This is a genomic window from Pseudodonghicola xiamenensis DSM 18339, assembly GCF_000429365.1.
Lineage (GTDB): Bacteria > Pseudomonadota > Alphaproteobacteria > Rhodobacterales > Rhodobacteraceae > Pseudodonghicola > Pseudodonghicola xiamenensis.
This window is the reverse complement of sequence record NZ_AUBS01000001.1, coordinates 184,335-207,186: the sequence shown is the minus strand read 5'-3', so window position 1 is coordinate 207,186 and position 22,852 is coordinate 184,335. Positions and strand designations below refer to the sequence as shown.

Below are 22,852 nucleotides of genomic sequence, written 5' to 3'. Positions count from 1 at the left end.
AACCTGTTGCGGGTCCGGCCAGGAATTTTGAAATGATCCCGTTGCTCTCGCCAAAGCGGGGCAGACCTATGAGGGCATGACCATCAGAACGCTGGCGTGCCACCGCCCCGGCTGCTGCGACCAGGCACGCGCCCAGCCCGGCGCCTCAGGCGGAATACCCCAATTCGCTGGAAATCCGTGCGGCAGCCTCGCGCACGGCCTCGATCTGCTCGGCCTGCGGCGGGGTTTCGATGTATTGCGTCAGGCTGACGATGGCGACGGTGGCAACCGGCTCACCATCCGCGTTGAGGATCGGACAGGCCAGCGCATTCAGCCCCAGCATCGTCTCGTTCGGGGCTGTCGCCCAGCCGCATTCCGCAACCTGGGCGATATGCGACATCAGGGCCGCCCGGTCGGTGATGGTGAATGCCGTCTCCGCCGCGATCGTTTCGGGAATCAGTTCCTGCCGCCGAGCCTCGGGCATCGAGGCCAGCGCCACCTTTCCCTGCGCCGAATTGCCGAACTTCAGCAATGATCCCGGCCGGACGCCCACCTCGATCGGCATCTTTCCCGGCAGCGTGTTGAGAATGCGAATCCCGTTTGCCTCGACCTGGCCCAGGCTCACCGCCTGGCCGGTGCGATCGCGCAGCGCCCGCATATGCCGCTGGGCGACAGATGTCAGATCCGCCGATCCAGAGGCAGCCCGCCCCAATGCGATCAACCTGGCGCCGATCCGATAGCGTTCAGTCAACTCCGACTGAGAGATATATCCCAGCGACACCAGCGTACGCAGATGCCGGTGGATGCGGCTTTTGGTGGTGTCGAGCGCCGAGGCCAGCGCGGTGACCCCCATATCGCCATTGGCATTGGCCAATGTCTCAAGAACCTGAAGGGCAAGCACGACACTTTGGATGGTGTCGGACTTCTCCGCGCTTTCGGCTGTCATGATCCCTGATCCCCTTGAAGTTTCACCGTCGGGCAAAGGTGTGCGACGCAAAGTGAACACGCAATGCTTGACAGCACGATAATTACGCAAATATGTTCCGATGAAAAGAACGATGTATCGCTTAGCAGAACATTAATGCGGTTACGGAAGGAGGAGACCTTGACCGACGCGAATTTCAGCATCCGGCAGCGTTCGGCCCATGCGCACCTCGCCCGGCGACTGCAGACCATGACGCCCGTGAGAAAAGGACGCTAATCCATGTACGACAAATCCGATCCCCGCGCCTCTCTGTCCTCGGCCAGGACGGGCAGCATGCTGTCGCAGACCGGCCTGGTGACCGAACCGCAGGAGGCGCGGTTTTACGAAACCGCCCCGCAGATCGACGACGACGCCGGCCAAAGCTGGTTGCACCGCGGGCAAAATTTCCTGGTTGCCTATACCAAGACCGTCCCCGGCGCGATCTTTTCCCGTCAAGGCCAGATCGACGAATATTGCGTTCTGCTGCCCAAGTCCGGCGCCGAGATCACCTGGAACGGCGAAACCGTCGCGGTTCCCGGCTTTTCGATCGCCTTCGTGCCGCCCGGCGACAGCACGGTCAGCCTGCCCCAGAGCGGGGAGTTGATCCGGCTGTTCTCGACACAGAACTCCGATCTGGCCGAAGCCTGCGGCAATGCCCGCGGCTATGATCAGCCGCGCGATCACATTCCGCCGTTCCAACCCTGGCCGGAACCGAAAGACGGCTGGAAAGTCCGCTCTTATTCGCTCGACGTGCCGCCGGAAGAGGGGCGGTTCGGCCGTATTTACCGCTGCACCACGCTGATGGTGAATGTTCTCGATCCCTTCGACGGCCCGCGCGATCCGTCGAAGATGTCGCCCCACCACCATGACGATTTCGAACAGGGTTCACTGGCGCTGACGGGGGAGTTCACCCATTATCTACGCTGGCCCTGGACCAGCGACATGGCCGACTGGCACGACGATCAGGCGCTTGCGATGGGGGCGCCCTCGCTTCTGGTGATCCCGCCCCCGGTCATCCACACCACCCGCGCCAGCGGCGCCGGCAGCAATCTGCTTGTCGACATCTTCAGCCCCCCGCGAGAGGATTTCTCGAACAAGCCGGGTTGGGTGCTGAACGCTGAAGACTATCCGATGCCGCAATAACCAGGGCCGGACAGCAGGAGGATGGCACGCCTGACCGGCGTGCCCACACAGCAAGACCGCGCATCAAGATCTCTGCGCATCAAGACCCTGGCCCGACACAGCGGCCTGGCCGCATTCAGGCCCGGCCCCCTTGGCCGGAAGTGACTTTTAGGGAGGAGAAACCCGATGATTACCAGAAGAACCCTGTTGCAGACCGGCGTCGCCATGGGCGCCGTGCTGGCGGCCCCTCATGTCGCCCGCGCCGCCGGCAAGATGATGCGCATCGCCCATGGTGCGAACGAGGTGCATCCCGGCCATATGCTGGCGACCAGCTTCGCCGAGGCGCTGGAAGAGCTGATGCCCGGCGCATTCAAGGTCAGCATTTTCCCGAACCGGCAATTGGGCGGTGACAAGCAACTGCTTGAGGGCACCGTGGCCGGCACGATGGACGTCACTGCCGTCTCTGGCGTGCTGATTCCGCTGGTGACCGGCCGCCCCGGCATGAACGCCTGGCAAATGCCCTTCCTGATACGCGACTACGATCATTTCGGAGACCTCGCTCTCAGTGATGTCGGGCAGAAGATCCTCGACGATCTGCGACCTGCGGGCCTGATCGGCCTGGCCACCGCCGATACCGGACAACGGAACTTCCTGTCGGTGAAGAAAGATGTTCTGACACTGGACGACTTCGCCGGCCTGAAAACCCGCATCGTACCGGTTCCGCTGCACAAGGAGATCTGGGAAACCGTCGGCTGCTCGCCCGTCGGGCTACCCTATGGCGAGGTCTACGGCGCGCTGGAAACCGGCGTGATCGACGCGGTGGAGATCAATGTCTCCTCGATGCTGGGTGAAAACCTGTGGGAGGTCGGCAAGCATTTCACCCTGACCGGGCATTATCCCTGGCATATGGTGACGCTGATGTCCCAGCGCTATTGGGACGGGCTCAACGACGAGGAAAAGGCCGCCGTCACCGAAGCCGGCCGGCGATCCGTCACCAAGACGCTGGCTTACGCCAAGACCCAGGACCTGGAAGGCCGCGAAGTGCTGAAATCCCGGGGCGTCGATGTCGTCGGGCTGAACGATCTCGAACAGATGCGCCAGCGGGTCGCCGGGTTGACCTCGGAATGGGCGGCGAAGGATCCGCTCATTGCCGAACTGATCGCCTCCGCCAATCAGTCCAGCTAGGCCCGGATCGCCCGCGGGACCACCCCGGCCCCGCGGGTTTCTCTGCAGAGGAAAGCAGCCCCTTGCAACATTCTGACACAACGCTTGCCCGCGTAGTCGGCGCCTATGTGCATGTCATCCGCTTTCTCGCGGGTCTCTGCATGGCACTGATCGTCGGCATCATGATCGCCCAGGTCTTCGCCCGATATGTCATCGGTGACAGCCTGATCTGGGCCGAGGAACTGTGCCGCTATCTGTTAGTCTGGCAGACCTTCCTCGTGCTCGGCCTGGCCTATTCGCGCGGTGAATTCGTCGCGCTCGACTTCCTGCCCGCCGCCCTGCCCCCGCGCGGCCGGTGGCTGCTGCGCGCGGTCATGGCCGTGCCCATCCTCGGCTTTCTCGGCCTGATGGCCTGGCACGGTTATGATTTCGCGTCCCGCTTCGGCAATCAGACCATCCCGGCACTCGACTTCATCTGGACCGCCCTGCGGGGTGAAGAGCTCGGCCTGTCGATCCGCTACGTCTATATCTCGGTCACCGTGGGCCTGTCGCTGATGGCCCTGCATGTGATCGCCGATCTGATCGCGACATTCCGGCCGCAATTTCTGGACAACACCGCGGACTATGCCGCCACGACCGCCAAGGCAGACACATAATGGGTAGCTTCTTTCTTATCTTCGCAGGACTTCTGGTTTCCGGCATTCCCATCGCACTGGCCCTCGGTATCGGCGGGACCGCCTATCTCTATCTGTCCGGCAACGGGATGATGGCGCTGATGCTGCCCCAGCGGATGATGGCCGGGATCGACCAATTCGTCCTGCTCACCATCCCGCTGTTCCTGCTGGCTGGCGCCTTGATGAACGTCGGCGGGGTCACGGAACGGATCGTCGCCTTCGCCCGCGCCATGGTCGGGCACCGCCGGGGCGGCATGTCCTCGGTGTCGATCCTGTCCTCGGGCTTCTTCGCCGGCATCTCGGGCAGCGCCACCGCCGAGGCCTCGGCGCTCGGCACCATCCTCATCCCCACGATGTCGCGGCAGGGCATGCCCCCCGCCTATGCGGCCGCGCTGATCGCCGTCAGCTCGGTCATGGGGCCGATCATCCCGCCCTCGATCACCATGATCATCTACGGCGTGCTTTCCGGCGCCTCGATCGGCCAGCTTTTCCTGGCCGGCGTCGTGCCGGGGATCGGCATCGCCGCCGGCCTTTTGACCTATGCAAGCTGGCGCGCCCGGCGCGACGGCTTTCCGGTCACCGAACGGATCAACGGGCGCGCGCGCCTCGCCGCCACCAAGCGGACGCTGCCCGCGCTGATCCTGCCCCTGATCATCCTGATCGGGATCAAGGCTGGCATCTTCACCCCAACCGAAGCTGCCGCCGTCGCCGTCGGCTATGCGCTGCTGATCGGCTTCATCTATCGCGATCTCACCGTCAAGCGCGTGTGGGAGGCCCTGGTCGCCACCTCTCTGGTCTCGGCATCGATCCTGTTCATCACCTCGATGGCAAGTATCGTCTCCTTCGTCTTCACGCTGGAACAGGTGCCAACGCTGATCGCCCAGGCAATGATGTCACTGACCGAAAACCCCTGGATCATCCTGCTGTTGCTGAACATCTTCCTGCTGATCCTGGGGATGTTCCTCGAACCGATCTCGATCCTGATCCTGACCATGCCGATCCTGCTGCAGTTCCAGGCGATGATCGGCATGGATCCGGTGCAGTTCGGCACCATGGTCGTGCTGAACGTGGTGGTCGGGATGGCAACCCCACCTGTCGGGATATTGCTGTTCATCGCCGCCGCGATTTCCGGAGAACCGGTAACCCGGGTGATCCGCGAGGCGCTGCCGCTGATCGGGATCTGCCTGGCAATCCTGGCGCTGATCGCGCTGATCCCGCCGCTGACGCTGTTCATCCCCCGCTCCCTGTTCTGAAGGACGTTCCAATGTCTGATCCCCGCAACGTCCTGATCGTGGTCGCCCACCCCGATCCAGGCTCTTTCAATCACGCCCTGGCCGACGGTGCCGCCGAGGCGCTGCGGGCGGCGGGACACCGGGTCACCGTCTCGGATCTCGCCGCCGAGAGGTTCCGGGCCGATATCGGGCCGCATGACGTGACCGAAAGGGCCGATCCGGATCGCTTTCACGTGCAGGCCGAACAGGCCCATGCCGCGCGCCATCACCGCTATGCCCCCGATATCGCGCGTGAACAGGCCCGCGTGGCCGAGGCCGACAACCTGATCCTGCAATTCCCGATCTGGTGGGGCGGCCCGCCGGCGCTTCTGAAAGGCTGGATCGACCGCGTCCTGAGCTATGGTTTCGCCTATGTCGACGGTCGCCGCTTCGACACCGGCCTGTTCAAGGGCCGGCGCGCGCTGATCAGCGTGACAACCGGCGGCACCCCCGAACGGTTTTCCGACAACGGGGTCTATGGCCCGATTGAACCGTTGCTGATGCCCACGCGCAAGCTGGCGCTGGAATACATGGGCTATGAAGTGGCCGATCTCTGTGTCGCCTATGGCGTCCCCAGAACCACCGCCGAAACCCGACAGGCCAGCATTGATGCACTGGCCCAGGCAGCGCTGGACATGGCCGCCCGCCCGGTGACCCGGACCGAGGCCTGGCGCACCGCGCTGGACGAAGTGCCCGAAGGCGCCTGGCGCCGCAAGGGCTGACCAGCCATCGGCAAGTGCGGTTCAGGGCCGGAACGGCGGCACAAAGGCCCCCTCCCACAGGGACAACAGCCGATCCCGGCGATGCCGATCCATCGCCACCAGCAAGGAGGGCGACAGCGCAATCGCACGCCGCGCGCTGAGCGGCAGCCCGGTCTCAGCCGGGTCCATATGCGCCACCAGACCGATCTTTGTGAGGATCTTCCGCGCCTCCGGCGACAACAGGAAGTCCAGCAGCCGGGCCGCGGCCTCCTTCTGGCGGGCCTGACGCGGAATCATATAGGCCCGCGACAGGACAAGCGTGTAATCCTCGGGCATGACCACCCCCACCTCCGGGGAACGGCGCTCGGTCACATAGGATCCCAACACGTTGTAGGCGATCAGGAATTTCCCCTCGGCCACATCCCGAATGATCTCGGACGAACAGCAGGTGGCAACGGCTTCGGTCCGCGCGAATCCTTCGAGCAGCGCGCCGAAGCTGGTCGCTTCGAGACTGTCGCTATGGGCGAAAAGATAGCCCAACCCGGACTCGGCAAGATCATAGGTGGCGATCCGGCCGCGCAACAGATCAGGCTGCGTCCGCATCATGTCGAGCAGGGCAAACCGGCTGCGAGGCACATCCTGCCCGCGGATCGCCCCTGTGTTGTAGATGATCACCGCCGGTTCTTCCGTGATCCCCCACAATTCGTCCCGCCAGCGCCGTGCCTCGGGCAGAGCCGCCGTATTCGCCGACACATAGGGCGAGCCGCAGGCGGCATTCACCAGCCAGACCATATGTTGAACCGCCGAGGACAGGACCGCATCGGCAGGATCGCCCCCACCCTCCCCCTCGCAGGCGGCCCGGCTGTTGTCGAACAGCGCGTTCGACGCCCATTGTTCATAATGGACCGCCAGATCCGGATTCCGTTCGACAAACCGCTCCAGCACAGGCCGGATGATCGTCATGTCGGTGGTCGAACGGAAGATCAGGGGCGTCCCCCCCTCGCCGAAGACGGCACCGCGTTCGGGGCCAGCCGCCTCCACCACCGTCGGGGCGGTCAGGATGGCCAACAGCGACAGCGCCGCCAACAGCAGGTCCGCCAGCCCCCGTCTTGCCGCATGCCTCATTCCACCGTCTCCTTCACATCTGCCGACGGCAGGATCAACGAGACCTGAAACCCCAGCTCCCCGGTCTGCATCCCGATCCGCCCGTCAAAGGCGGCGGCCACCGCCTTGACGATCGACAGGCCCAGGCCGACGTTGTTTTCCCCCGAAGCCGGGCTGCGTTCGAACCTGCGGCCCAACCGCTCGGCGATGGCCGGATCGGGCCCGTGCCCGGCATCGCGCACCCACAAGATGGCCTCGGCGCCGCATTGCTCCACCCCGAGGGTGACCGGGCCGATACCGTGCTTGAGCGCATTGACCAGCAGGTTCTGCGCCGCCTCGCCCACGGAAAACGCATCGGCCCATACCATCACCGGGGTCTCGCCGATCACCAGCCGCAATTCGACCTCGGGCGCCAGAACCTCGTGATCCCGCCGTTCGACGATATCAAGCGCGATCTCACGCAGATCAAGCAGCGCCCGCGGGGCGCTGTCGGCGCGGTGCATCACCAGCGCATGGGACAATAGCTGATCCAGCAGGGTGCTGAGCGACCGGGTCCGCGCCAGCAGCCGCGCAAGGACCCGATTGCGGCTTTCCGGCTCTGGCTCCTCAAGCGCCGCCTCGGCCTGGATGCGGATCGCGGCGACCGGCGTGCGCAGCTGATGCGCGCTGTCCGAAATCAGCGTCCGCATCGCCCTGACCTGACGGTCGAGCCGCCCCATGAAACGGTTCATCGACTCGATCATCACCTGCAGCTCCGATGGCAGGCTTTCAGCCGGCATCGGGGTTAGATCATAGGGATCGCGATGGGACAAATCCGCCGAAAGCGCCTTCAGCGGACGAAGCGCCGACCGGATGACGACCCAGGCCAGAAGCATCAGCGCCAGCCCCGCCGCCGCCATCGGCCACAGCGCATCCAGCACCAGCCCCAGCGCCATCCCACGCCGTGCCCGCAAGGTCTGTCCCACGATCACCACGATCTCACCCGAGAAGTCGCGTTCGGCAAAGCGCCGGACAAGCTGCACGAAACGCGCCCGCTCCCCCTGCAGCGGCGCGTCGAAATACTCTGCCGCCGCCCCGCTCCGCGGACGCGGGGCCACCACAGCCGCCAGATCCAGCCCGGTAACGAGACCGCCGCTCGGGCCATGCACCGCGTAGTAGACACGATCCTCAGGCGCCTGGGCAAGAAGCTTGAAGGCGGACACCGGCAGATCGACGACGGGGCGCCCGTCCTGGATTCGGGTCGATTCGGCAATATCGCTCGCCGCGCCCAGAAGAATGCGATCATAGGCCTGCCGTGCCGCCTGGCGCCCGTTCAACCAGGCCGAGCCCGAAACCAGAAGCCCGCCGGTCAGCAGAAGCAGTAGCACCGCCCCCAACACCCTCGCGGCAAGACCGCGTGGCAGGTGAAATTCAACCATCGGCGCCAATCCGGTAGCCGACACCGCGCTGGGTGGCGATGGACACGCCACTGCCGGCCAGCTTCTTGCGCAATCGCCCGATATAGAGCTCGATCGCGTTCACTCCGACATCGGCGTCCTCGAAGCCGTAAAGGGAATCATACAGCCGCGTCTTGGTCAGATATTTGCCCTGATGGCGCAACAATATGTCCAGAAGCGCCGCCTCGCGCCGGGTCAATTCCAACCGGCGCCCATCCAGCAGGGCACTCCGGTCCGCCGGGAAATAGCTCAGCCCACCAAGATGGATCTGTTCCTGCTTGCTGCCGGCCTCGCGCCGCACCAGCGCCCTCAGCCGGGCCTCCAGCTCGCGCTGATCGAAGGGCTTGCCAAGATAGTCGTCGGCCCCCTGATCCAATGCGACGATCCGATCGTCGACCGAGATCAGCGCTGTGAGCATCAAGACAGGGGTCCGATCCCCTTCCGCCCGAAGATCGCGCAACAGGCTCAGGCCCGAACCATCCGGCAGGTTGATATCGAGAATGATCGCATCATATCGCTGCACCGCACGGAAATCACAGGCCGTCTCGACCCCGGTCGCCAGATCGCAGACAAAACCGGACCGGGCCAGGCGCGCGATCACCGCCTCGGCCAGATCGACGGCATCCTCGACCATCAGCACCCGCATCCATCCCGCCTCTTCTCTGATCCCATCCGTTCCGACTGCCATCCTGACAGGTTCGTGACAGCAACTTTCGGTACTCCCCTTGTACCCCGCGACAGGAGGGCTGCAAAGCCGCTGCCGCGACAGGGATCAGATCGGGCCACCGCACGGAGGCGGAACGTGCCCGGCAAGAGGAGGACACAAATGAAAAAGACTCTGACACGCAGCCTTTTGGCGGCTGCTTTCGTGACGGCTTCGGCCTTTGCCGCGACGGCGCAGGAAACCCCGGAATGCATTGCCCCGGCCAACCCCGGCGGCGGCTGGGACTTCACCTGCCGCCAGATCGGCAAGATACTTCAGGACGAGGGCCTGATCGACAAGACCATGCAGGTCGTCAACCGCGCCGGCGGCGGCGGCGGTGTGGCCTTTGCCGAAGTGGTGAACAAGCGCGGCCATGACGACAACCTGATCGTCGCGGCCTCCTCCGCCACCGCCACGCGGCTGGCCCAGGGCGCCTATCCGGGCAACACCACCGACCAGGTACGCTGGTTGGCCGCCATCGGCGCTGATTACGGGGTTATCGCCGTGGCCGCCGACAGCAAGATCGAAACCCTGCCGCAACTGCTCGATAAGCTCAAGGCGGATCCGGGCTCGGTCGCGATCGCCGGCGGTTCGGCAGTGGGCGGCTGGGATCACCTCAAGGTGCTGATCGCGGCCAATGCCTATGGGATCGAAGATGTCCGCAAGGTCAAATACATCGCCTTCGACGGCGGCGGCGAGGCAGTGACCCAGCTTCTGGCCGGGTCGGTCCAGGCCTTCACCGGCGATATCTCCGAGGCCAAGGGCTTCGTCGATTCCGGCGATATCCGGGTCCTCGCCGTATTGTCGCCCGAGCGTCTGGACGGGGCCTTCGCCGATTTTCCCACCGCCCGCGAACAGGGCGTGGACGCGATCGGCGCCAACTGGCGCGGCTTCTACGCCCCCGGCGGCATGTCGGACGCGGCCTATGACGCCTGGGTCGAAAAACTTTCGACGCTTTACGCATCGGACGAATGGAAACAAGTGATGGAGGCCAACGGTCTGGCGCCGCTCGACCTTCAGGGCGCGGCCTTCCAGCAATTCGTAACCGACAGCGTAGCGCAGATTCAGTCGATCTCGCGCGACATCGGCATCATCAAGTAAGGCCTGTCCCAACCGAGACAGCCCCAAAGCGCCGCACCCGGTTGCGGCGCTTCTTTTCCACATACCGAAATGGAGTCCGCCATGAGCGACCGCATCTTCGGGATCTTCGGCATTCTTCTCGCGGTCGGCTTCGCGATCGCGGCCCTGTCCATCGAGGAGAGCTTTCTTTCCGATGCCGTCGGCCCCAAGGCCTTTCCCCTGATCATCGCCGCCATCCTCGGCCTGTCGAGCGCCCTGATCGCCCTGCGTCCTGACCCCGAGCCGCGCTGGCCCTCGCTGCTGCGTCTGGCCGAGATATCGGCCGCCGTGGTGGTGATGATCCTCTATGCCCAATTGCTGCCAGTGGTGGGCTTCATCGTCGCCACCGCCTGCGCCGCCACCTATCTGACCTGGCGCCTGGGCAGTTCGCTCCCCGGGGCGGTGATCACCGGCATCAGCACATCGATCGGCATCTATGTCGTTTTCCACCTGGTCCTGGGCCTGTCGCTGGCCCGCGGCCCGCTGGGCTTCTGAGGAGGACGGAATGGACACTTTGGCACATCTCGCCGACGGTTTCGCCGTCGCGCTGACCTGGCAGAACATGCTGCTGGCACTACTGGGCTGCTTTCTCGGCACCATCATGGGGGCGCTGCCCGGGCTTGGCCCGTCAAATGGCGTCGCCATCCTGATCCCGCTCGCCTTCACCCTCGGGCTCGGCGCCACGCCCTCGCTGATCCTGCTGACCTCGGTCTATTACGGCGCCATGTACGGCGGGCGGATTTCCTCGATCCTGCTGGGCATTCCCGGCGACGAACCGGCGATGATGACCGTTCTCGACGGTCAGCCCATGGCACGCAAGGGCATGGCCGGTGAAGCGCTGTCGCTATCGGGCATCGCCTCCTTCGTCGGTGCATTCCTGGCCACCTGGGGGCTCATCCTGCTGGCGCCGCAGCTGGTCAAGATAGCGCTGCTGTTCGGCCCGGCCGAATATTTCGCCCTCTTCGCGCTCGCCTTCATGACGCTGGGCGGCGTTTCCTCGACCAACCAGGCGAAATCCGCCTTCGCCGCTGCATTGGGCCTGGGACTGGCGATGATCGGGGTCGACACCCAGACCGGCGTGCCGCGCTTCACCTTCGGAGAGGTGCACCTGTACGACGGGCTGGATTTCCTCGTCGCCATCGTCGGTCTGTTCGCCCTGTCCGAGGTATTCATCTTCCTCGAAGAGCGCCATGGGCAATCGGATGCCGAGGGCCGCAGCGTCCGGATCGGCCGGCTCACCCCGCCCTGGCAGATGATCAAGAGCTGCACGCCCACCATGCTGCGCACCTCGGTTCTTGGCTTCATCGCAGGGGTTCTGCCGGGTGCCGGTGCCTCGCTGGGCAGCTTCATCTCCTATTCGGTGGAAAAGCGGCTGGTTGACAAGGACAACAGCTTCGGCACGGGCGATCCGCGCGGCGTTGCCGCACCGGAAGCCGGCAACAATGCCGCCGCCGGCGGTGCGCTGGTACCGATGCTGGCACTGGGCGTGCCCGGGTCGGGCACCACGGCGGTGCTGCTGGCAGTGCTGCTGTCGCTGAACATCACCCCCGGTCCGTTGCTGTTCACCCAGAATCCCGATGTGGTCTGGGGGCTGATCGCGGCGCTGTTCATCGCCAATATCATGCTGCTTGCGATGAATATCCCGATGGTCGGGCTGTTCACCCGGCTGCTGCTGATCCCGCCACGCATCCTGATGCCCATCGTGGCGATGGTCAGCTTCGTCGGAATCTACGGTATTTCGGGTTCCTCCTTCGACCTGCTGGTGATGATCGGCTTCGGCGTGCTGGGCTGGTTGCTGCGCAAGCTCGACGTGCCACTGGTGCCGGTCATCCTGGGCACGCTGCTGGGCAACGCGATGGAAAACAACCTGCGTCGCGCCATCACCATCGACAATGGCAACTGGTGGACGCTGATCGACAGCCCGCTCGCCATGGCGCTCTGGGTGATCGCCATCGCTGGCTTTGTCCTGCCGATCCTAGTCGGGCGCAAGGTCAAGGCCTCGATGCACGAGCGGGGCGACGAAGAAGGCGCGATCAGCGACTGATCCGCGCCCGTAGCTGATACGCCGCCGGCCGGACGTTGACGTTGCGGCCGGCGGCTTTTTCGTGCGACAGCCCCTGTCATGCGCGATTTGCGCGCCTGCGGGCGCCTTTCCTCCGATGTCACGCAAAGATCCCGCCCCTGCCGCCTCAGTTTGCGCATTCCACGCATCGGACTTGGGATATTCAGGCCCAAACCGGCAGGAGAGACCCCGATGAGTGACAAGATCCATGTTTATCAGTCCATTGCCCGCGCCCTGTGCGACCATGGCACCGGGACGATGTTCGGGCTGATGGGCGACGCCAATCTCTTCCTGGTCGATCACTTCGTGCGCGACTGCGGCGGACGGTTCGTCCCCGTCGCCCATGAGGGCAGTTCGGTCCTGATGGCGCTGGCCTATGCCCATGTGTCGGGTCAGGTCGGGGTGGCGACGGTCACCCACGGACCGGCCCTGACCAACTGCATGACCGCACTGACCGAAGGCGCCCGCGGCCATATCCCCATGGTGCTGCTGGCCGGCGACACCCCGGTCATCAATCCCCGCCACCTGCAGGGCATCGACCAGCGCGAGCTGGTCAAGGCCACCGGTGCCGGCTTCGAACAGCTGCGGGCGCCGGAAACCGCCGGCCGCGATGTCGCCCGCGCCTTTTACCGCGCCCGGGTCGAACGGCGCCCGGTGGTGCTGAATATGCCTGCCGATTTCATGTGGACCGAGATCACGCACGACTGCCGCGTGCTGGATGTCTTCACCACCCCAGGCGGCGTGGCCGAGGGCGACACGCTGGACGAAGCCATCGGCATGATCGCCTCGGCCCGGCGCCCGCTGATCCTGGCCGGCGCTGGCGCCACCGGGGCGCGAGACAAGCTGATCCGTCTGGCCGACCGGCTCGAAGCGCCTCTGGCCACCACGCTGAAGGCCAAGGGGCTGTTCAGCGGGCATCCCTACAACATGGACATCTTCGGCACCCTGTCGACCCCGGCCGCCTATGATCTGATCGCAAAGGCCGATTGCATCGTCTGCTTCGGCACCGGTCTGCATGATTTCACCACCGACCGCGGCAAGCTGATGCGGGACAAGCGGATCGTACAGGTGGATATCGAACCCACCGCCATCGGCGGCGGCACCCATCCCGATGCCGCGCTTCTGGCCGATGCCGGGCTCACCGCCGAAACCATCGTCTATTGGCTCGACGAAGCGGAGATCGCGCCGAGCGGCTTCACCCGAGAGCTCGATACCGAAACCCTGAGGGCCCATCCGACCCCGCCGATGCGCACCAACGAAGGCTATATCGGCTATGTCCCAACGCTGGAGCGGCTGGAACAGGCGCTGCCGAAGGATCGCATCCTGGTCACCGACGGCGGCCGCTTTATGACCGAGGTCTGGTGCCGGATCTCCGCCCCCGACCCGCAAAGCTTCGTGGTCACGGCGAATTTCGGCTCGATCGGGCTCGGCCTGCAAGAAGCGATCGGCGCCGGCCTTGCCGCGCCGGACCGGCCGGTCGTGCTGTTCACCGGGGATGGCGGTTTCATGATGGGCGGGCTGAACGAGTTCAACACGGCTGTCAGGCTCGGGCTCGATCTGATCGTCATCGTCGCCAACGACTCCGCCTATGGGGCCGAGCATATCCAGTTCCTTGACCGGCAGATGGACCCGGGACTGACCCAATTCGACTGGCCCTCCTTCGCCGAGGTCGCCACCTCGCTGGGCGGGCTTGGGATCGAGGTGCGCTCTCCCGGCGATCTCGATGCAGCGCTTGCCGCGATCGCAGCACGTGACCGTCCGGTGCTGGTCGATCTGCGGCTCGATCCAAACGATGTCCCGCGCATGCGCATCTGAGCCGCCGGGCCGCCGCAGCCCTCAAACCCCGAGCAGCCGGGCCCCCGCGATGCGCCCGGCAACGCCGCAAGCCGCAATGCCAAGCCCGTACCACAACAGGAAAAACGCTGCGCTGTCCTCATCGCAGTGCAGCGCGTAGATGGCGGCGCCGGCGGCCCCCGCGAACAGCCCAGCCACCATGCCGGTCCGCGCCGGCTGCGGTTCGACCCGATGGCGCAGTCCCCAAAACAGAGGCACCGCCATCGGCAGCGCCAGTACCGGGATCGACAGCAGGCACTGCCAGGCGCTCTGCCCCATGATATCGCCGCCCCGCAGCACGGCGATCCCCCAGGCCAGGGCCACCGCGCCAGCGATCCCCGCGAAAAGGCCAAGCATCGGCTTTCTCCCCGGCGCGCCTTGGCGCAACAGCAGCGCGGCCAGAAGCAGCAGCACGACCGGCAGGCCCTGTTTGGTCAACACCGGCAGGTTCTGCACCGCCTGTCCCCAATCGGGCCGGACACCCCAGAACAGCGCCATCAGGATCACCGACACCACCGCCCCCGGCAACAGCCGCCAGACCAGCCGCGGGCGTTTTGGGGCGGTATCATCCGCCGCCAAGGCGGCGATCAGCTCGTCGGTTTCCATTCCTCTTCCTTTCTCGCCGCCTCGGCCAGGCGCCGCAGCGCCCGATGCAGGGCCACCCGTAGGGCGCCCGGGCTCAGATCGAAGCTGCGCGACAGGCTGTCCGCATCCACCCCCTGCACCGCGTGCTGGCGCACCAACGCCGCATCACGATCCGACAGCCGCGCCAGCGCCTGTTCAAGATGCAGCCCCGCCAGCGGATCGACCTCGGGCGCCCCCAGATCGGCGTAATCCTCGATCGGGTCATGCCGGGCGCGCGGGGTCGCACGCAGCATGTCGATCGCCTTGTGGCGTATGATCACCCGGACCCAGGGCAACAAGGGGCGCGCCAGATCCCAGCTGCCGCGCTTGAGATGGATCGACAACAGGGCCTCCTGGACCACATCCTCGACCAGATGCGTCAGATGCGCCGGCAGATCGCGATGCGCCATTGCCCGCATTCTGGGAACCAACAGCGCAAGGCAGCGGGCATAGGCTCTGCGATCCCCCGCAAGCCCCTGCCGCATCAACACTTCGATCTCGGCATCTTTCGCTGTCATACCCCAGTATACGCGAAGTCCGGCCGCCGCGTTACAGCCCACCGGAAATATTTCGGTCTTTCACAGACGCGCGAGCCGCGTAACAAATCCGCTCCGGCGCCCGAATACCCCGATGCAGACAGCGAAGTCTGCACCTCAAAACGGAGTATCCAGACATGAGCATCCAAACCAAACACCTCGCGCTTGCCGGTGCCCTCGCGGCGGGACTGGCCCAGATGACCCTGCCCGCCCATGCCGCTGGCCAGGAGAAATGCTTTGGCGTCGCGATGGCGGGGCAGAACGGCTGTGCAGCGGGTCCGGGCACCACCTGCGCCGGCACCTCGAAACTGGATTACCAGGGCAACGCCTGGCTGCTGGTGCCCGAAGGCACCTGCACCACGATGGAGCTGCCGGCGATGGCCGACGGCACCCCGCGCATGGGCTCGCTGACGGCGCTCGACCGCGATTTGCCCGAAGGCTGAGCCCCGGGGGGCGCGGCGGCACCCCAGCCGTCGCGCCACCGTCCAGAAAGGAGGACAACATGCACGCCACCTGCCTGCCCGCTACCGCCGGTATCGGCTTCAAGCCGCAGCATTTCGACGACCTGCGCCAACCGGGCGCGGTGACATGGCTGGAAGTCCACGCCGAAAACTACATGTTCGACGGCGGTCCCCGCCGCGCCATGCTGGCCGATCTGTCCGACCGCTTTCCGATCTCGGCGCATGGGGTCGGCCTGTCCATCGGCGGCGATGGGCCGCTGGATCGGACCCACCTCGGACGGTTGCGCGCGCTCATGGACTGGCTCGCACCAGCGCAGTTCTCAGAACACCTCGCCTGGTCGTCGCACGGCGGCGCCTATTTCAACGATCTCCTGCCGCTGCCCTATACGGCCGCGACACTCGACACCGTCTGCGCCCATGTGGACGAGGTGCAGCAGGTTCTGGGGCGGCAGATGCTGCTGGAAAACCCCTCCAGCTATCTGGCCTTCGCCGAAAGCACCATGACCGAGACCGATTTCCTGGCGCAGGTTCAGCGCCGCACCGGCTGCGGGTTGCTTCTCGACATCAACAACGTGTTCATTTCCGCGATCAACCTCGGTCTGTCAGCCGAGGCCTATCTTGATGCCTATCCGCTGGATCATGTCGGCGAAATCCATCTTGCCGGACATGAAGAACAGGCCCCCCCCGACACCGACGCCGACGCCGACGCCGACGCCGACGCCGACGCCGAGCCGCTGCTGATCGACAGCCATGGCAAGCCCGTCGCCGATCCGGTCTGGACGCTCTTTGCCCGCACCCTCGCCCGGATCGGCCCCTGCCCGACACTGATCGAACGGGACAACGACGTGCCCGATTTCGCGACCCTCGAGGCCGAGGCCGCCCATGCCGATGCGCTGCTGCGCGCAAGGCGGGCGGCATGAGCCGTCAGGCGGCATTCAGCCGGGCGCTGCTGGCACCAAAGGTCCCGGTTCCCGATGGCATCCGGGCACCGCGAGCACCGTCGGCAGAGGCGCGTTTCGGCATCTATCGCAATTCCGTCACCGTTTCGCTGATCGACGCGCTGCGGCAGGCGTTTCCGGTGATCGAAACCCTGGTGGGCGCGCGGTTCTTCGCCGCGATGGCGCGGGAGTTCCTGCGCGCGCATCCGCCCAAAAGCCCGGTCCTGGCCTACTATGGCGCGGACTTCCCCGACTGGCTGCGCAGCTTTCCCCCGGTGGCAGCCCTGCTCTATCTGCCCGAGGTGGCGATGCTGGAACAGGCGCTGCGGTTCTCCTGTCACGCCGCCGATGCGGCACCTCTGGCAGGCGGCGATCTGGCGCGGCTCTCCCCCGACCGGCTCGCCCGTCTCCGCCCGCGACCGCATCCCTCGGCCCGGGTGATCGTGACCCGCCACCCCGCGCTGTCGATCTGGGCCCGAAACAGCGACCTGCCCGCCCTGGCCCAGGCCCCTGCGGGCGAGGTTCTGATCTGCCGCCCGGCGATGGAAGTCTGCGCCCAGCCCGCCCCGCGCGGCACCGATGCCACCCTGAAGGCCCTTGCCCGAGGCGAACCCCTGGCCCATGCTCTGCCGACCCAGGCCGATCATGCAGCGATCTTTGCCTGCCTGTTCTCCGCCGGCGCGCTGATCGCCCCCGAAGGAGACCACCCATGACCGACAGTCGCCTGTCCCGCCCCATGCCCCGGCATCTGCTCGATCGGCTGATCCGCCTCGAGACGCCACCCCCGGGGCGTGCGCCCGCGCTGATCGGCCTGTCCGGCCGGCTGGTGTTCTCCTCGCTCCTGCTGGGATATTTCTGGGCCTCGGCCCGAACCAAGATCGACATGGGAGGGCTGTCGCTGAACGCCTATGCCCAGATCTTTCCACGCCAATTCGAACAGGCCGGCTATGACGTCTCGGCGCTGGGGCCCGTCGCCCATCTGATCGTCGCCGCCGGCACCCTGGCCGAGTTCATGCTGCCGCTTTTCATCCTGCTCGGTCTCTTCACCCGGCTGTCGTCGATTGGCATGATCGGCTTTGTCGTGGTGATGACGCTTACCGACATCTATGGCCATGGCATCGGCCCCGAGACATTGGGCGCGCTCTTCGACCGTCACCCGGACGGGGTGGTCTTCGACCAACGGCTGGTCTGGGTCTGGCTGCTGGCCGTGCTGGTGACGACCGGCGGCGGATATGCCTCGCTCGACCGCATTTTGGCCCGTGTCCGGCGCCGTGCCGGGGGCCTGTCCGGGCACTGATGCACGCCTGGCGCCGCACCGGGCGCGCAATCGTCTCAGCGAAGTGGAAACCGCTCTTGCACCCTTCGCCGCGAATGGGTAATCAGTGCGCCACGGGTGATTAGCTCAGTTGGTAGAGCGCTTCGTTTACACCGAAGATGTCGGGAGTTCGAGTCTCTCATCACCCACCACTCCCTCCCGGTTTCGGGCCTCACGCCCGCCTCTCCGGACCACCCGGGTTTCCTCTTTCTATAATTTTCCAGAACATCTGCCGATCCCGGCCGATTTGCCATTGCGTTGTCCGCCACCGCAAGGGAAGCTGACCGGGGCCGTTGGGGAACCGGGGGAAGACCGATGCGCAACCGCGAGGCAGGGCGCTACGACGCCGTGGTTCTGACATCCGCGGCGCTGCCCTGGATGACCGGCCCCTCCTTCATTTCGCTCTGGCATGCCTGCGGACTGGCTGCGCTCGGGTATCGGGTCGCTTATCTTCTGCCCTGGCTCGATGCCGCATCACAGAACCGCTTGTGGGGCGAACGGCGGTTTGCCGATTTCGGCGAACAGGTGGATTGGTTGCGGGCCGAGGCGGCCGCGCTCGGCTGTCCCGAGCTGCCCGAATGCAGACCCTATCGCAGCACCTATGCCGCCCGGCTGAAGTCCATCGTGCCAATGGAGGATGTGTTTGGCGCAGCCCCCCCCGCACAAAGCCTGATCGCGAGCGAACCCGAACATCTGTGCTGGTATCCGTTCACCCGACGGCGCGGGCATATCCGGGCGGATCGCACCCTGGGCCTGTCGATGACCGATTACGAGACCTATATCCGCTCCTCCGACCTGCCCATCCCCGGGCGCGTCGCGCAACTGGTGTCCTTTCTGCACGGGCGCGCCGTGCGGCTGCGGATCGACCTGCCGCTCAGCCTGTCGCCGGCGCTGACGCTGCCCGGCCTGACCATGCCGGTCGAGCGGATCACCGGGGTGTCGCGCGGCTATGCCCATGTGCCGCCAGTCGGGCCCGAAACCGATGCGGTCTATTTCCTGGGCGCCTTCCTGTGGGAAAAGGGGCTTGAGGATCTGGCCCGGATCGCCAGACGCGCGGCGCTGCCGATGGATGTCATCGGCGCGGGCCGGGATGAGGCCGCCTTTCGCGACCTTCTGCGCCGCGAGCCCGCACCACTGACTCTCAAGGGACCAAACCGCCGGTTCTGGGAAGACATCGGCGGCTATCGCGTCATGCTGAACCCCTCGAAAAGCGAGGTTCTGTGCACGGCCACGGCGGATGCACTGGTGGCCGGGCGCCATGTGGTGCTGCCGGAATGTCCCGGCAACCTGCCGTTCCACGCCTATCCCAACGCCCATTTCTACGATGATCTGGATGGTGCGGTCGCGGCCTTGCGGCACGCGGTGGCGCAGGTTCCCGAACCGCCGGAGGCAGCGCGGCGTGATTTCGACTGGATGCAGGCCTGCCGCAGGCTGGCCCAGCTCTGCGGATTGACAGATGCACCTGCGCCCCGGGCCGAGCCGGCCATCGCCTAACCTCGGGGCACACAGAGATAGACCGGCTCGGGGCAGAGCCCGATCCGCGCCGGCAGCCTGGCCACGATATCGCCATCGGCCTGCACCGGATCACCGGCCGGGCCTTCGATCATCACCCCCTCGGTCTCGAACTGCTGCACCAGCTTGAGCCGATGCACCAACCCCAGCGGGATCGCCACGAAACGGGCGAAAACCGATATCGGCCGGCCAGTGGGAAACAGGGTGATATGAAAACGCGGCATGGCGATATCGCCGCCCGGCGCCAGCACGAAACGCCCACCATAGCGTTTCCCGCGGCTGATCACCACCGTGGCGGCACGATGATCCTCCCCGCCATCGGCAGTCAGGCAGATATCATCGCAGGGCCAGCGTCTGAGCGTTCGGGTCACCTCGATCAGATAGGCCGCCTTGCCAAACCGTCTCTTGATGCCGCGCCTAAGGTCCGAGACCACCTGCGCGTCCAGCCCGACGCCCGCCATCATCATGAAGCGATGCCCGTTCACCACCCCCGGACGCACCGGCAGGATCGCGCCCTGCATCAGGCAGCGCGCGATCCGCCCCGGATCGGTGCCGATGCCGATTTCATGCGCCAGGACATTCGCGGTGCCCAACGGCAAGATCCCCAATGGTGGCGTTGTGGGCCCGATGCCCTGCAGCGCGTCGTTCACCGTGCCGTCACCGCCGGCCACCACCAGCACATCGGCCATGTCACGGGTCGTCTGGCGGGCGAATGAGGCCGCATCCCCCGCCCTGGCGGTTGTCACGATCTCATACTCGTGCCCGGCGGCGCGCAGTTCGGCCAGAACCGCGTTGAACCGGACCGCGCGTTTCATCGCCGCACGGGGGTTGTGAATGATGCGAAAGCGCAGCACCCGCTCCGAGCCGGGCCCGCCGATACCGCCTTCGAGCCCCCCGCCGAGACCGCTCATCAATCCGGCCTCATCTCGGGCACGGAGGCGAATGGCCCCGCCCCGGCGGCAACCGGTTCGCGCGCAGCGGCAATCCTGTCCAGAATGCTCACCACATCGCTGTTCGACGTATTGGCCAGCCCTGGTGGTCGCGCGCCCTTTGCCGCCGACAAAGCGGCCCGATACATCGCCCGGAACTCCTCCAGCGACCGGAACGCCTGCCCCCGCTCCTGCGCAAGAACATGACGCAGAACCGCCTTCTCCTGTGGCAGGGCGAGGCTTCGGTCCAGCAGTACCGGCACCCCCAGCGCCAGAGCCTCGCTGACGCTGCCGGGGCCGGGCTTGCCGATGAACAGATCGCTCACCGAAAGATAATCGGGGACCCGTTCGGTGAACCCGACCACATGCGCCGGATAAGGCAGTTCCATCGCCCCGATCCGCGCCGCGATCGCCTGGTTGCGACCACAGAGGAACACCACCTGGGCCTGGTGCGGCACACGTGCCATTTCGCTTGCCAGATCGACCATCCGATCACTGCCCTGAGCGCCGTAAAGCACGCTCACCACCGGGCGCGCCGGATCGAGCCCCAGCGTTTCATGCGCAGCGGGCCGACGCGCCGCCGCGGCGAATTCGGGCCGAACCAGCAGCCCGCCCATGGTATGAACCCGCGGCGCCAGCCGGCGTTGCCGGCGGGCGCTGGCCGCCGCCTCCTCGGTGCCGCAGATGGCGTGATAATCGCTGCGGTTGGGGAACCAGACGCCCCGGGCCAGCTCTGCCCAATCGGTGATCAGCACCGCGCCCTGCGGTAACCGGCCCCGCCGACGCGTGGCGCGATAGCGGGCCAGCGCATCCAGCAGCACCCGATTGCTCAGCGGCATTACCGACAGCGCGATATCGGGTTCTATCCGTTCGAAGTGATGCGCCAGGATGCGGGTCGCCGGCGCTTCGAAGAGCGTGTAGTTCAGCTTCAGCCCGGCGTAGAACAGCCAGCAGGCCAACCCGCTGCGGCCATGCCTCAGGATCACCTCGTTATAGACATCCTCGCCGCTGCGTCGGCCAAGGCGGGCGAAGATATCCAGATGCGGGATCAGAGCCTTGTAGGGGTTGATCAGGCTGACCCGATAGCGACCGGTCGCTTCGAGACAGGCCTTCAGCGCATGCGCGCTGGCCCGGTGGCCGCCGCCGGCATCGGTATAGATCACGGCGACATGCAACGTCATGGTCACAGGCCTTCGGTCGTGGGCTGCCTGAAGGTCGTGGGCACAAGATGCGCCCGCGTCGCGGGAAGACGGTTGTTCAGCCCCTTGGTCATCAGCAGATGATAAAGCCGGTTGTCGCCCCAACTGAAAGACGAACTCGCCACTTCGAGATAGAGCCGGAAGCTGCGGACGAAGGTATCGTCGTACATCTCGGTGATCCGGTCGATATTGTCGTCGAAATTCTTCAGCCAGTATTCCACCGTGGGCGGATAATGCATCCGCAGGTTCTCCAGATCGACCATGTCCAGACCGTTGTCGGCCATCGCCTTGACCATCGTCGTCAGCGGCGAGGCCTGGGTGCCGGGGAAAATATATTTGTCGATCCAGGGGTCGATCGGGCGCTCCATGTCGTTGCCGATGGTGTGCACCAGCGCCAGCCCCTGGGGTTTCAACAACTTGGCGATCCTCTCGAACACTGGCGGGATCTGGGCGTTGCCCATGTGCTCCATCATCCCGATCGAAGCCACCTTATCGTAAAGCCCATCCGCCTCGCGGGCATCTTGCAGGCGGATCTCGATCTTGTCCGACAGGCCGCGTTCGACGATCTTCTTCATCGCGTATTCGCGCTGTTCGGCGGAAATGGTGAACCCCACGCCGCTCACCCCGTGGTTTTCGGCGGCATGCATCAGGAACCCGCCCCAACCGCAGCCCAGATCGGCGATATGATCGCCCGGCTTCAGGCAGAGCTTCTGGCAGACCAGCTCCAGCTTGTTCCACTGGGCCTGATCCAGACTTTCCTCGGGCGAGTTGAAATAGGCGCAGGTATAGATCATCCCCTGGCCCAGCAGCAGCTCGTAGAAATCGTTGCCGATGTCATAGCTGAACGAGATATTCTCGCGCGATCTGGCAATGGTATTGCGGGCCTTGAGAAAGTGATAGGCCAGCTTCAGCCGCAGCATCAGCGACATCGGGCGTTCGGCAAAGTCGATCTTGAAGCCGAGATAGAACAGTTTCTTGATATCGCCCTCAACCTCGATATCTCCGGCCATGTAGCTTTCGCCAAAGCCCATGAAGGCGTCAGAGACCACCCGCGACAGCGCCGCTGGCGTCTTGAAGATCAGGACGAATTCGGGCTCCTCCCCGATCTTGAAACCGGTTCCGTCCCAGTATCGGACTTCGAACCGGGCCTCGGGTTCGGCGGCGGTCATGGCCTCGGCGAGTTCGTGAATAACGTTTTTCATGGAC

Annotated in this window: 23 protein-coding genes and 1 tRNA gene; 15 read left to right on the top strand and 9 right to left on the bottom strand. The window is 65.4% G+C overall.

Going from position 1 to position 22,852, the window contains the following annotated elements:
- Positions 1–145 precede the first annotated feature (145 nt).
- On the bottom strand, positions 146–925 hold the full coding sequence (locus G455_RS0101000; protein ID WP_028091966.1) for an IclR family transcriptional regulator: 780 nt from the start codon (positions 923–925) through the stop codon (positions 146–148).
- 258 nt (positions 926–1,183) lie between these two features.
- Here G455_RS0101000 and G455_RS0100990 point away from each other — a divergent pair, with 258 nt between their 5' ends.
- From G455_RS0100990 to G455_RS23010, 5 genes are all read left to right on the top strand, one after another.
- On the top strand, positions 1,184–2,086 hold the full coding sequence (locus G455_RS0100990; protein WP_028091965.1) for a cupin domain-containing protein: 903 nt from the start codon (positions 1,184–1,186) through the stop codon (positions 2,084–2,086).
- Positions 2,087–2,251: 165 nt separating this feature from the next.
- Positions 2,252–3,250, top strand: coding sequence for a TRAP transporter substrate-binding protein (locus tag G455_RS0100980; protein ID WP_051312084.1), 999 nt, complete (start codon positions 2,252–2,254; stop codon positions 3,248–3,250).
- 62 nt (positions 3,251–3,312) lie between these two features.
- Entirely contained in the window at positions 3,313–3,885 is a 573-nt protein-coding gene (locus G455_RS25420; protein ID WP_051312083.1) for a TRAP transporter small permease, read from the top strand.
- Positions 3,885–5,156, top strand: a complete 1,272-nt coding sequence (locus tag G455_RS0100970) for a TRAP transporter large permease (protein WP_028091963.1) — start codon at positions 3,885–3,887, stop codon at positions 5,154–5,156. Before G455_RS25420 ends, G455_RS0100970 begins: the two co-directional genes overlap by 1 nt.
- Before the next feature lie 11 nt (positions 5,157–5,167).
- Complete coding sequence (locus G455_RS23010) at positions 5,168–5,896, top strand: NAD(P)H-dependent oxidoreductase (RefSeq protein WP_051312082.1); 729 nt, start codon at positions 5,168–5,170, stop codon at positions 5,894–5,896.
- A 21-nt stretch (positions 5,897–5,917) separates the two neighbouring features.
- Here the strand turns inward: G455_RS23010 and G455_RS23005 are convergent, their stop codons facing one another.
- The 3 genes from G455_RS23005 to G455_RS0100950 are packed head-to-tail and all read right to left on the bottom strand — an operon-like array spanning position 5,918 to position 9,061.
- Positions 5,918–7,000 carry an ABC transporter substrate-binding protein gene (locus G455_RS23005; protein WP_084436949.1) on the bottom strand — a complete coding sequence of 361 codons (1,083 nt, stop codon included), beginning with the start codon at positions 6,998–7,000 and terminating at the stop codon, positions 5,918–5,920.
- Complete coding sequence (locus G455_RS0100955) at positions 6,997–8,397, bottom strand: sensor histidine kinase (RefSeq protein ID WP_035365883.1); 1,401 nt, start codon at positions 8,395–8,397, stop codon at positions 6,997–6,999. Before G455_RS0100955 ends, G455_RS23005 begins: the two co-directional genes overlap by 4 nt.
- Positions 8,390–9,061 (bottom strand): response regulator transcription factor, encoded by a 672-nt coding sequence (locus G455_RS0100950; protein WP_028091961.1) that lies wholly within the window; start codon positions 9,059–9,061, stop codon positions 8,390–8,392. The genes G455_RS0100955 and G455_RS0100950 overlap by 8 nt, the downstream gene beginning before the upstream one ends.
- A gap of 180 nt (positions 9,062–9,241) precedes the next feature.
- Here G455_RS0100950 and G455_RS0100945 point away from each other — a divergent pair, with 180 nt between their 5' ends.
- The 4 genes from G455_RS0100945 to G455_RS0100930 all read left to right on the top strand — a co-directional run bounded on the left by G455_RS0100945 (position 9,242) and on the right by G455_RS0100930 (position 14,114).
- A complete protein-coding gene (locus tag G455_RS0100945; protein WP_028091960.1) occupies positions 9,242–10,219 on the top strand; it encodes a Bug family tripartite tricarboxylate transporter substrate binding protein in 978 nt (325 codons plus the stop codon).
- Positions 10,220–10,300: 81 nt separating this feature from the next.
- Positions 10,301–10,732: a tripartite tricarboxylate transporter TctB family protein gene (locus G455_RS0100940; protein ID WP_028091959.1), complete on the top strand. Its 432-nt coding sequence runs from the start codon at positions 10,301–10,303 to the stop codon at positions 10,730–10,732.
- Between the two features lie 10 nt (positions 10,733–10,742).
- Positions 10,743–12,281 carry a tripartite tricarboxylate transporter permease gene (locus G455_RS0100935; protein ID WP_028091958.1) on the top strand — a complete coding sequence of 513 codons (1,539 nt, stop codon included), beginning with the start codon at positions 10,743–10,745 and terminating at the stop codon, positions 12,279–12,281.
- Between the two features lie 210 nt (positions 12,282–12,491).
- On the top strand, positions 12,492–14,114 hold the full coding sequence (locus G455_RS0100930) for a thiamine pyrophosphate-binding protein (protein ID WP_028091957.1): 1,623 nt from the start codon (positions 12,492–12,494) through the stop codon (positions 14,112–14,114).
- 21 nt (positions 14,115–14,135) lie between these two features.
- On the opposite strand, the gene G455_RS0100925 is transcribed toward G455_RS0100930, so the two are convergent.
- Together G455_RS0100925 and G455_RS0100920 are read right to left on the bottom strand one after the other, a co-directional pair.
- Positions 14,136–14,738, bottom strand: coding sequence for an NrsF family protein (locus G455_RS0100925; protein ID WP_028091956.1), 603 nt, complete (start codon positions 14,736–14,738; stop codon positions 14,136–14,138).
- A complete protein-coding gene (locus tag G455_RS0100920; protein ID WP_028091955.1) occupies positions 14,720–15,274 on the bottom strand; it encodes a sigma-70 family RNA polymerase sigma factor in 555 nt (184 codons plus the stop codon). Before G455_RS0100920 ends, G455_RS0100925 begins: the two co-directional genes overlap by 19 nt.
- Before the next feature lie 155 nt (positions 15,275–15,429).
- Between G455_RS0100920 and G455_RS0100915 the strand changes: the two genes are divergently transcribed.
- The 6 genes from G455_RS0100915 to G455_RS0100890 all read left to right on the top strand — a co-directional run bounded on the left by G455_RS0100915 (position 15,430) and on the right by G455_RS0100890 (position 19,500).
- A complete protein-coding gene (locus tag G455_RS0100915; protein ID WP_028091954.1) occupies positions 15,430–15,735 on the top strand; it encodes a BufA1 family periplasmic bufferin-type metallophore in 306 nt (101 codons plus the stop codon).
- A gap of 59 nt (positions 15,736–15,794) precedes the next feature.
- Entirely contained in the window at positions 15,795–16,673 is an 879-nt protein-coding gene (bufB, locus tag G455_RS0100910; RefSeq protein ID WP_028091953.1) for an MNIO family bufferin maturase, read from the top strand.
- Positions 16,670–17,404 carry an HvfC/BufC N-terminal domain-containing protein gene (locus G455_RS23000; protein ID WP_051312081.1) on the top strand — a complete coding sequence of 245 codons (735 nt, stop codon included), beginning with the start codon at positions 16,670–16,672 and terminating at the stop codon, positions 17,402–17,404. Before bufB ends, G455_RS23000 begins: the two co-directional genes overlap by 4 nt.
- Positions 17,401–17,988: a DoxX family protein gene (locus tag G455_RS0100900; RefSeq protein ID WP_229861697.1), complete on the top strand. Its 588-nt coding sequence runs from the start codon at positions 17,401–17,403 to the stop codon at positions 17,986–17,988. Before G455_RS23000 ends, G455_RS0100900 begins: the two co-directional genes overlap by 4 nt.
- Positions 17,989–18,082: 94 nt before the next feature.
- A tRNA-Val gene (locus G455_RS0100895) sits at positions 18,083–18,158 on the top strand.
- 163 nt (positions 18,159–18,321) lie between these two features.
- Positions 18,322–19,500, top strand: a complete 1,179-nt coding sequence (locus G455_RS0100890; RefSeq protein WP_028091951.1) for a hypothetical protein — start codon at positions 18,322–18,324, stop codon at positions 19,498–19,500.
- Here the strand turns inward: G455_RS0100890 and G455_RS0100885 are convergent.
- The 3 genes from G455_RS0100885 to G455_RS22995 are packed head-to-tail and all read right to left on the bottom strand — an operon-like array spanning position 19,497 to position 22,848.
- Entirely contained in the window at positions 19,497–20,429 is a 933-nt protein-coding gene (locus tag G455_RS0100885) for a diacylglycerol/lipid kinase family protein (protein WP_051312080.1), read from the bottom strand. The genes G455_RS0100890 and G455_RS0100885 overlap by 4 nt on opposite strands.
- Positions 20,429–21,628 carry a glycosyltransferase gene (locus G455_RS0100880; protein WP_028091949.1) on the bottom strand — a complete coding sequence of 400 codons (1,200 nt, stop codon included), beginning with the start codon at positions 21,626–21,628 and terminating at the stop codon, positions 20,429–20,431. Before G455_RS0100880 ends, G455_RS0100885 begins: the two co-directional genes overlap by 1 nt.
- Before the next feature lie 2 nt (positions 21,629–21,630).
- A complete protein-coding gene (locus G455_RS22995) occupies positions 21,631–22,848 on the bottom strand; it encodes an SAM-dependent methyltransferase (RefSeq protein WP_051312079.1) in 1,218 nt (405 codons plus the stop codon).
- Positions 22,849–22,852 lie beyond the last annotated feature (4 nt).

Excerpts from the sequence above, each read along its gene's own strand:
- G455_RS0100980 (WP_051312084.1), top strand. The coding sequence starts at position 2,252 with ATGATTACCAGAAGAACCCTGTTGCAGACCGGCGTCGCCATGGGCGCC.
- G455_RS0100915 (WP_028091954.1), top strand. The coding sequence starts at position 15,430 with ATGAGCATCCAAACCAAACACCTCGCGCTTGCCGGTGCCCTCGCGGCG.
- G455_RS0100920 (WP_028091955.1), bottom strand. The coding sequence starts at position 15,274 with ATGACAGCGAAAGATGCCGAGATCGAAGTGTTGATGCGGCAGGGGCTT.
- G455_RS0100970 (WP_028091963.1), top strand. The coding sequence starts at position 3,885 with ATGGGTAGCTTCTTTCTTATCTTCGCAGGACTTCTGGTTTCCGGCATT.
- G455_RS0100950 (WP_028091961.1), bottom strand. The coding sequence starts at position 9,061 with ATGCGGGTGCTGATGGTCGAGGATGCCGTCGATCTGGCCGAGGCGGTG.
- G455_RS0100900 (WP_229861697.1), top strand. The coding sequence starts at position 17,401 with ATGACCGACAGTCGCCTGTCCCGCCCCATGCCCCGGCATCTGCTCGAT.
- G455_RS0100990 (WP_028091965.1), top strand. The coding sequence starts at position 1,184 with ATGTACGACAAATCCGATCCCCGCGCCTCTCTGTCCTCGGCCAGGACG.
- bufB (WP_028091953.1), top strand. The coding sequence starts at position 15,795 with ATGCACGCCACCTGCCTGCCCGCTACCGCCGGTATCGGCTTCAAGCCG.
- G455_RS0100930 (WP_028091957.1), top strand. The coding sequence starts at position 12,492 with ATGAGTGACAAGATCCATGTTTATCAGTCCATTGCCCGCGCCCTGTGC.
- G455_RS0100925 (WP_028091956.1), bottom strand. The coding sequence starts at position 14,738 with ATGGAAACCGACGAGCTGATCGCCGCCTTGGCGGCGGATGATACCGCC.
- G455_RS23010 (WP_051312082.1), top strand. The coding sequence starts at position 5,168 with ATGTCTGATCCCCGCAACGTCCTGATCGTGGTCGCCCACCCCGATCCA.
- G455_RS0100885 (WP_051312080.1), bottom strand. The coding sequence starts at position 20,429 with ATGAGCGGTCTCGGCGGGGGGCTCGAAGGCGGTATCGGCGGGCCCGGC.
- G455_RS22995 (WP_051312079.1), bottom strand. The coding sequence starts at position 22,848 with ATGAAAAACGTTATTCACGAACTCGCCGAGGCCATGACCGCCGCCGAA.
- G455_RS0100945 (WP_028091960.1), top strand. The coding sequence starts at position 9,242 with ATGAAAAAGACTCTGACACGCAGCCTTTTGGCGGCTGCTTTCGTGACG.
- G455_RS0100890 (WP_028091951.1), top strand. The coding sequence starts at position 18,322 with ATGCGCAACCGCGAGGCAGGGCGCTACGACGCCGTGGTTCTGACATCC.
- G455_RS0100935 (WP_028091958.1), top strand. The coding sequence starts at position 10,743 with ATGGACACTTTGGCACATCTCGCCGACGGTTTCGCCGTCGCGCTGACC.
- G455_RS0100955 (WP_035365883.1), bottom strand. The coding sequence starts at position 8,397 with ATGGTTGAATTTCACCTGCCACGCGGTCTTGCCGCGAGGGTGTTGGGG.
- G455_RS23000 (WP_051312081.1), top strand. The coding sequence starts at position 16,670 with ATGAGCCGTCAGGCGGCATTCAGCCGGGCGCTGCTGGCACCAAAGGTC.
- G455_RS23005 (WP_084436949.1), bottom strand. The coding sequence starts at position 7,000 with ATGAGGCATGCGGCAAGACGGGGGCTGGCGGACCTGCTGTTGGCGGCG.
- G455_RS0100880 (WP_028091949.1), bottom strand. The coding sequence starts at position 21,628 with ATGACGTTGCATGTCGCCGTGATCTATACCGATGCCGGCGGCGGCCAC.
- G455_RS0101000 (WP_028091966.1), bottom strand. The coding sequence starts at position 925 with ATGACAGCCGAAAGCGCGGAGAAGTCCGACACCATCCAAAGTGTCGTG.
- G455_RS0100940 (WP_028091959.1), top strand. The coding sequence starts at position 10,301 with ATGAGCGACCGCATCTTCGGGATCTTCGGCATTCTTCTCGCGGTCGGC.